The sequence below is a fragment of the Pseudomonas sp. SWRI111 genome (assembly GCF_014268555.1).
Lineage (GTDB): Bacteria > Pseudomonadota > Gammaproteobacteria > Pseudomonadales > Pseudomonadaceae > Aquipseudomonas > Aquipseudomonas hamedanensis.
In genome coordinates, this window is sequence record NZ_JABWQQ010000025.1 from 68224 (window position 1) to 75814 (window position 7591).

A 7591-nucleotide genomic window follows, 5' to 3' on the forward strand; every position below is an offset into this window, starting at 1 on the left:
ATGAGCAGACAGATGAAACTCGGTGCGTTTCTCATGGCGACCGGGCACCACGTGGCAGCGTGGCGGCATCCGGATGTGCCGGCAGATGCGGGGCTGGACTTTGCCCATTACAAACGCCTGGCGCAGATCGCCGAAGGGGCAAAGTTCGATGCGCTGTTTGTCGCCGATAGCGTTGCCGCACCGACCCAGGACATCGCCAGCCGCATGGCCCGTTCCGATCACTTCGAGCCGTTGACGCTGCTCTCGGCATTGAGCGCGGTCACCGAGCACATCGGTCTGATCGCTACAGCGACCACCAGTTACAACGAGCCTTATCACGTTGCACGCAAGTTCGCTTCGCTCGATCACCTGAGCGGCGGGCGCGCCGGCTGGAATCTGGTGACCTCGGACAATGCGGCCGAAGCGCTGAATTTCGGGCGCGATGAACATATCGGCCATGCCGAACGCTACAGCCGTGCGCGCGAATTTCACCAGGTGGTCACCGGGCTTTGGGACAGTTGGGAGGACGATGCGTTTGTGCGCAACAAGGTCAGCGGCGCTTATTACGATCCCGCAAAGCTCCACGTGCTCGATCATGTCGGCGAACATTTCCGGGTCAAAGGACCGCTGAATGTAGCCCGCTCGCCACAGGGCCAACCGGTGATCATCCAGGCCGGCTCTTCCGAAACCGGGCGCGAACTGGCGGCGCAAACGGCAGAAGTGGTGTTCACCGCGCAGACTTCGCTGGCCGCTGCTCAGACGTTTTATGCCGACATCAAAGGGCGCTTGAGCAAGTTCGGGCGCGGTCGCGACTCGCTGAAAATCATGCCAGGCGTATATGTCGTGGTGGGTGCCACCGAGGCTCAGGCGCAGGAAAAGTCTGAAACGTTTCAGCCATTAGTCGAACCCGAGGTGGGCGTCGCGCTGCTTGGGCGTATGCTGGGCAACTTCGACTTGGCGAAGTATCCGCTGGACGGGCCGCTGCCGCCGTTGCCATTGACTGATAGCGGTCAGCAGAGCCGGCAGAAACTGCTGACCGAACTGGCGGGCCGGGAACAACTGACCCTCGCTGAACTCGGTCGAAAAATCGCCGGCGGGCGAGGGCATTACAGTCTCGTCGGTACGCCTGAGCAGATCGCCGATCGCCTGCAGGAGTGGTTTGAACAGGGCGCGGCGGATGGCTTCAATGTTCTGGTGCCGCACCTGCCGGGCGGACTGGAAGATTTCGCCAATGGCGTGGTGCCGGAACTGCAGCGGCGCGGGTTGTTCAGAACTGAATATGAAGGCCGGACGTTGCGGCAGAATCTGGGTCTGGGCCGACCCCGAAACAGATTTGTGTAATCGCTTATGTGGCGAGGGAGCTTGCTCCCGCTGTGCTGCGAAGCAGACCCAAAACCTGCAGGGTGCACTCATTCAGGTAGTACCGGGGTGGATGGATTTGCGGTTGCTGCGCAACCGAGCGGGAGCAAGCTCCCTCGCCACATAGTTTGGTTTCACCCCTCAATTTGCTGTATCAAACAAGAGAGGATTCGATGACTTACACCGCTGCCGAAAACCGCTACGACTCCATTCCTTACCGCCGCGTCGGCCGCAGCGGTCTGGTGTTGCCGGCGCTGTCGCTGGGCCTGTGGCACAACTTTGGCGACAGCACGCCGATCGACACCCAGCGCGCCTTGTTGCGCACCGCGTTCGACCTGGGGATCAACCACTTCGATCTCGCCAACAACTACGGTCCGCCCTATGGCAGCGCCGAAACCAATTTCGGTCGCCTGCTGCGCGAAGACTTCAAGCCCTACCGCGACGAACTGATCATTTCCAGCAAGGCCGGCTGGGACATGTGGCCCGGCCCTTACGGCCAGGGCGGTGGTTCGCGCAAGTACGTGCTGGCCAGCCTCGACCAGAGCCTGCAACGCCTCGGTCTGGACTATGTGGATATCTTTTATTCGCACCGCTTTGACCCGGACACGCCGCTGGAAGAAACCGCCAGCGCCCTCGCCACTGCCGTGCAACAGGGCAAGGCGCTCTATATCGGTATCTCGTCTTACTCAGGGGTGAAAACCCGTGAAATGGCTGCACTGCTGAAAGAGTGGAAAGTGCCGTTGTTGATTCATCAACCGGCGTACAACCTGCTCAATCGCTGGGTGGAAAAGGACTTGCTGGACACCACCGATGAACTCGGTACCGGCGTGATTGCGTTCACACCGTTGGCGCAGGGCCTGCTGACCGACAAATACCTCAACGGCGTGCCGGCGGATGCGCGAGTCAATCGTCCGGGCGGCGGTTCGTTGCAGGCCTCGCATTTGTCCGAGGCCAATATCGCCCATGTCCGGGCGCTGAATGAAATCGCCCGTCGTCGTGGTCAGAGCCTGGCGCAACTGGCGCTGGCATGGACACTGCGTGATTCGCGAGTGACCTCGGCGTTGATCGGCGCAAGCCGGCCGCAGCAGATCATCGAGAACGTCGGGGCCTTGAGCAACCTGAGCTTCAGCGCTGAGGAGCTGGCGGAGATTGACCGGTTTGCCCAGGAGGGCGGGATCAATCTTTGGGAAAAACCGTCGACGGCGGAATAAATGATGCCCGCGCCCGCTCTCTCGCCGCCTAGAGCGGGCGCGAGGTTTCCGACGGCGAAGCGTCAGATCAAGCCGCCTTCCTCTTCGTCGATCAACTGGCTCAACCCGCCCAGCGCCTCACGCGCCTGCGTGCGGTCCATCAATTTGGCCTGGGCCGCCGGTGGCAGGTCGGTGACGCGGATCACGCCTTTCTGGGTCAGCACCTGAATCAGGTCGTCGAGGACCCGAATCATTTCAAAGTCGCTCTGCTTGAGCTGCCTGAGGCTGTTTTCCACCGCCTCGTTGGCGTACCACGCCTGGATTTCATGGTTATCGGCGGGCAGCGTTTCCGTGGCCTCGGCATAGGCCGCGGCTTCCACGCGAATCAACTGACCTTGCGCATCGCGTTGCACGTAAAACATTGAGCATCCCTCGGAAGTGAACCAGCGTCATGCTGTCAGCAGCATAGCCAACTGCGCGTCAGTATGCGGTGCGACGGCGAAATCGTCACCGGGGGTGATCGGCACAGATGCAGCGGCCGCCTCGAGGGCGGCCGCTGCGTCCAGGCATCAGCTGTTGTTGTGGTCGACCTTGATGGTCGGGTCGCTGCCGGCGATCAGGTTGTGCAGGCTGGCGCTCGACCAGTTGTTGCCTTCGAGTTTGATCGTCACGTCCGGCGTGGCTGCGGCGGCGTCAGCCGAATTAAACTTGCCGCCCGAGCTGACTTGCAACGACGACACGCCATCGACCGTGGAGATCTTCAGGAAGTTATCGATGGTGCTGCCGGTCTCGCCCTGCAACAGGTCGCGCAGGTCGATGCGGTCGCCTTCGCTGGCTTTGAAGTCCTTGATCACGTCATTACCGGTGTCGCCTGACTTCCAGACGAAGGTGTCGCCACCGGAACCGCCGATGAGGATGTCGTTGCCCCGACCGCCGATCAGCGTGTCGTTACCCGTACCGCCGAGCAGGATGTCATTGCCTTTGCCGCCGTCGAGCAGATCGTTGCCGCCGGAGCCGAACAGGATGTCATTGCCCGCGCCGCCCAGCAGCGTGTCGTTACCGTCATGCGCGCCGGACACATCGAACGCCTGATAGTGTTCGGTGATGTACTGGTGCACGTTGCTGGTGCTGACTTTGCTGACCTCGACCCCGGTTTCCTTGGCCACGAAGGCCTGCATCGCCTGATAACCCTCGCCGGCGATGCCGTTGAAACTCACCAGATCGCCGAACAGGATGTCATTGCCCTCACCACCGTTGACGGTGTCGCTGCCCGGCAGCGTTGCTTCGGTGTGACCGATGATCGAGTTGGCGAGGTCCTTCGGATCGATGTTGGTCTGTGGCGTCTTGTCCGAATCGTACGGCTTGAGGTCGCTGAGGCTGACGTCGTTGTTCAAGCCGATTGCTTCGACGCTCGACAATCCGCTGAGCAAGGCAAAGCCGCTGGCCGAGTTACTGGTCGTCGACGTGTTGGTGCTGTTGCCGGTACCGGCCAGGTTCGACAGCTCGTAAGTGCCGTCGCCTTGCGCATGAATGGTCCCCAGGTTACTGCTGCTCCAGCCCCACCACGAGTTGTAGGTTTGCAGGGTCACGGTGCCAGCGCTGTTGATCGTCAACGCGTGAGTGTTGTCGATGTAAGTGCTGAAGGTGTCGCCCGGCTTGTAGTTGCTGGTTTTCACCACATCATCGAGCTTCACATTGCCGTACAGCGTCGGGTTGGTCTGCTCGCCGCTCTGGTAGTAGGTCGGCTGGCCGTCAGTGATGAAGTAGGTGAGGTTCTTCGCTCCGGTGTTGGCCACAGCGTCAGCGCTCTGGAACCAGTTGGCCGTGGTCTTGAACACGTCCTCGTAGTTGGTGCCGCCGCCGGAACCCATCGAGTCCAGCACCGCCTTGAGTTGCGCCAGTGCGTTCGGATCATTGAGGTTCACCGACACCGACTTGTTGACCTGGGTATCGAAGTCGACGAGGAAGATGTTCACGGTGCCCGAGTTACTGCCGCCCAGACTTTGCTTGAGGCTGTTGAACACCGATGTCAGCGAGTCCTTGGCGGCGTTGAGCGAGGTGCTGCTCATGCTGCCGGAACTGTCGACCATGAACGCGATGTTGTAATTGGTGCCCGGCACCACCGTCAGACCGCCGATGTCGGCGACCATGATGTCGTTGCCATCGGTGCCGTTGAAGGTGTCGTCGCCCGCCGTCGCAACCGTTGCGTTGTAGACCGCAGGCACCACGGTCACCGGGATGGTCGCAGTGCTGCTGGCCGAGCCGCCGACCTGTTCGGTGGACGTCGATGTCACGGTCAGGTTGAACTGGCCGTTGTAATAGGTTGGCGGGGTCACCGTCAGGGAGCCGAGGTTCCAGCCAGTGATATTGGCTTCGCCATTGCTCGCAGTGACGGTGAAGCTATGGCCGGCGCCATCGCTGAGGACCGAACCAACCGGGGCACCACTGATTTTCAGGCTCAGGGTTTCCGAGCCGTCGGTGTCGGTCAGCGCTGTGGTGATGGCCGACAGTTTCACCGTGGTGCCTTCGGCGCCCGTGTTGAGTTTGTAGCCGTCGTAATAGCCTTCGCCGTTGCTGCCGTGCAGATCGGAAACGGTCACGCCGGCATTGATCAGATCCTGCACGCCGGTGTAGATCGGCACACCTGCGTTGCTCAGGTCGATCGGCGCGCTGCCATTGACTGACAGGTTGACGTCGTAGCTGCCCGGGCCGCTCTGGTTGTGGTGGTAGATGTCCAGCGTGTAGTAGCCGCTGGTGGTCGGAGTGAACGAACCGTTGATCGCGCCGCCCGCGCCCCAGGTCCCCGACGCCACGCTTTTGCCGCCGATGGTGATCAGCAGGCTGTCATCGGCGATGCCGCTGAAGGTGTAAGTCTTGCCGGCTTCCAGATAGATCAGGCCCGAGGTCTTCGATGCCGTGCCGGCGGCGACGCTGCCGTCCGACTGCACATTGGAGACGCTGCCGCTGGTGTTCGGTTTACCGGCACCGTCGATGACGTTTTTCAACGTGGTCGAGTCGGCGCCGTTACCGCTGGTGCCCAGGCCCGACAGGCCGGTCCAGACTTCCTTGATCAGTCCGGTGGACTTCACGCTGTTATCGGCCACGCCCACGGTCGGTGCGTCCGCCACGGGGGTGATGTCGATCTTGATTGTGCCGGTATTGCCCAGCGCCTGGCCGTCGGTGGGCTGGAACTTGATCTGCGCGTAGTCCGCCTGGTTGTTGCCCACACCGCTGCCGCCGTAACCGTTGGTCCCGGATTCATTGGCATCGGGCAGGAAGCGCAGTTTGCCGGCGTCGATATCGGCCTTGCTGAAGGTCTGGTTGGTGGCGACGTCTTTCCAGGTCGAACCGTCCAGATACTGCAGTTTGCCTTCGCCTGGCAGCTGGGTGATTTTCACCCCGAGGCTGCTGGCCGGGCTGTCGACATCGCTCACACCGAAGGTCGACCAGCCAAGCACCAGCGGCGTGTCTTCGGTGCCGGTGACGTTGCCCGGCGCGGCGACCGGTGCATCGTTGACCGCCACCACGTTAACCGTGGTGGTCGCAGTGTTGGAGTAATTGCTGCCATCGGTCACCGTCACGGTGATGATGCGCGGCACGGTGCTCGGGTTTTCAGTGCCGTTGGTGAAGCTGATGTTCTTGATGACCTGCATGTAGTCGGCCAGCGTCGCGTTGCCGGACAGCGTCAGGGTCACCGTGCCGTTGGTGCTGTTGGCATTGATAGTGATGCCATTGACGCTGTTGCCCAGGTTCAGCGCATCGCCGTCCTGACGGTTGGTCAGTACCACGGTGGCGCCGGTCAGCAGGGGGCTGTCCGGGTCAGTGATGCTGAGGTCGGTGTCGGCAATCGACACGCCAGCGCCCGGGATGTTCTCGGTGAACGTCACCTTGTAGTCGGCACCGGTGGCGCCGCTGGAATTGTTGGCGTCCAGGTCGAGCACGGGTGGTGCGTCGTTGTCGATGATCGAGGTGCTGACGCTGCCATTGGTGGCGCTGACGGCGAGGTTTTCAAAGTTGCCGCCGGTGGCCGAATCGATCTTGACCACGAAGTTCTCGGTGCCTTCGGTGATCTTGTCATCGAGAGTAGCGACGTTGAACTGCGCACTGCTGGCGCCCGCCGGGATCTTCACGGTGTACACACCGGTGAAGTCCGAACCGTCGGCGGCCGTGCCGCTGTAGACGATTTTCAGGGTCACTTCGGTTTGCGCCGGGTGATTCAGGCTGACGGTGTAGCTGGCGGTCTGGCCTTCAGTCACCGAAGTGCTGCCGCTGATGCTGACGGTGGTGGTGTCGACGGTGTCGGTGACGGTTGTCACGGCTGGCGTTGTGCTCGGCACCAGGTTCTCGAAGTTGCCGCCGGTGGCGCTGCTGATGGTTGCCTGCACAGAACCGGCGTCTTTGTAGACGTCATCGGTTGGTGCGGGAACAGTCACGGTGCCAGTGGTTTTACCGGCTTCAATGGTAATCACAGCGCCGTTGCTCAACGTCACGGTGACTGGCGAACCGGCGGCGTTGGTCAACGTCGCGGTGTAAGTGATCTGACCGCCCTCGGCCACGGACCCGGTCGCGGACAGCGACAGGTTGGTGGTGTCGACGGTGTCGGTCACGTTTGTGCTGACCGGGGTTTTGTCGGCGACGAGGTTTTCGAAATTGCCACCGGTCGCGTTGGTGATCGAGTTAACCAGCGGCGCGTGGCCGGTCAGTACATCGTTCGGCACGACGGCGGTCGCGGTGCCAGTGGTCTTGCCGATGTCGATCGTGATCTGCTGACCATTAGCCAGGGTTACGACCACTGGCGAGCCGGTGACGGGGGCTCCTACTGTTGCGGTGTAGACGACATTGCCGCCTTCGGCCGCCGTAGCGGTCGCGGTCAGTTTTACGGTGGTGGTGTCGATCGTATCGGTGACGCTGGTGACGGCTGGTGTGCTGCTGGTGACCAGTTTCTCGAAGTTGCCGCCGGTGGCGTTGCTGATCGTTGCCTGCACGGAGCCGGCGTCTTTGTAGACGTCATCGGTTGGTGCTGGAACGGTGACATTACCGCTGGTTTCGCCAGCTTTGATGGT

Annotated in this window: 3 protein-coding genes and 1 pseudogene; 2 read left to right on the forward strand and 2 right to left on the reverse strand. The window is 61.6% G+C overall.

Annotated features, from left to right (window positions below):
* Entirely contained in the window at positions 1-1320 is a 1320-nt protein-coding gene (locus HU755_RS23505; RefSeq protein WP_186637017.1) for an LLM class flavin-dependent oxidoreductase, read from the forward strand.
* 191 nt (positions 1321-1511) lie between these two features.
* A complete protein-coding gene (gene mgrA / locus HU755_RS23510) occupies positions 1512-2549 on the forward strand; it encodes an L-glyceraldehyde 3-phosphate reductase (protein ID WP_186551507.1) in 1038 nt (345 codons plus the stop codon).
* Positions 2550-2611: 62 nt separating this feature from the next.
* Here mgrA and HU755_RS23515 read toward each other — a convergent pair whose 3' ends face one another.
* Positions 2612-2950 (reverse strand): tryptophan synthase subunit beta, encoded by a 339-nt coding sequence (locus HU755_RS23515; RefSeq protein ID WP_186551506.1) that lies wholly within the window; start codon positions 2948-2950, stop codon positions 2612-2614.
* Positions 2951-3097: 147 nt separating this feature from the next.
* Positions 3098-7591: pseudogene (locus HU755_RS23520) on the reverse strand (LapA family giant adhesin); the annotation flags it as partial.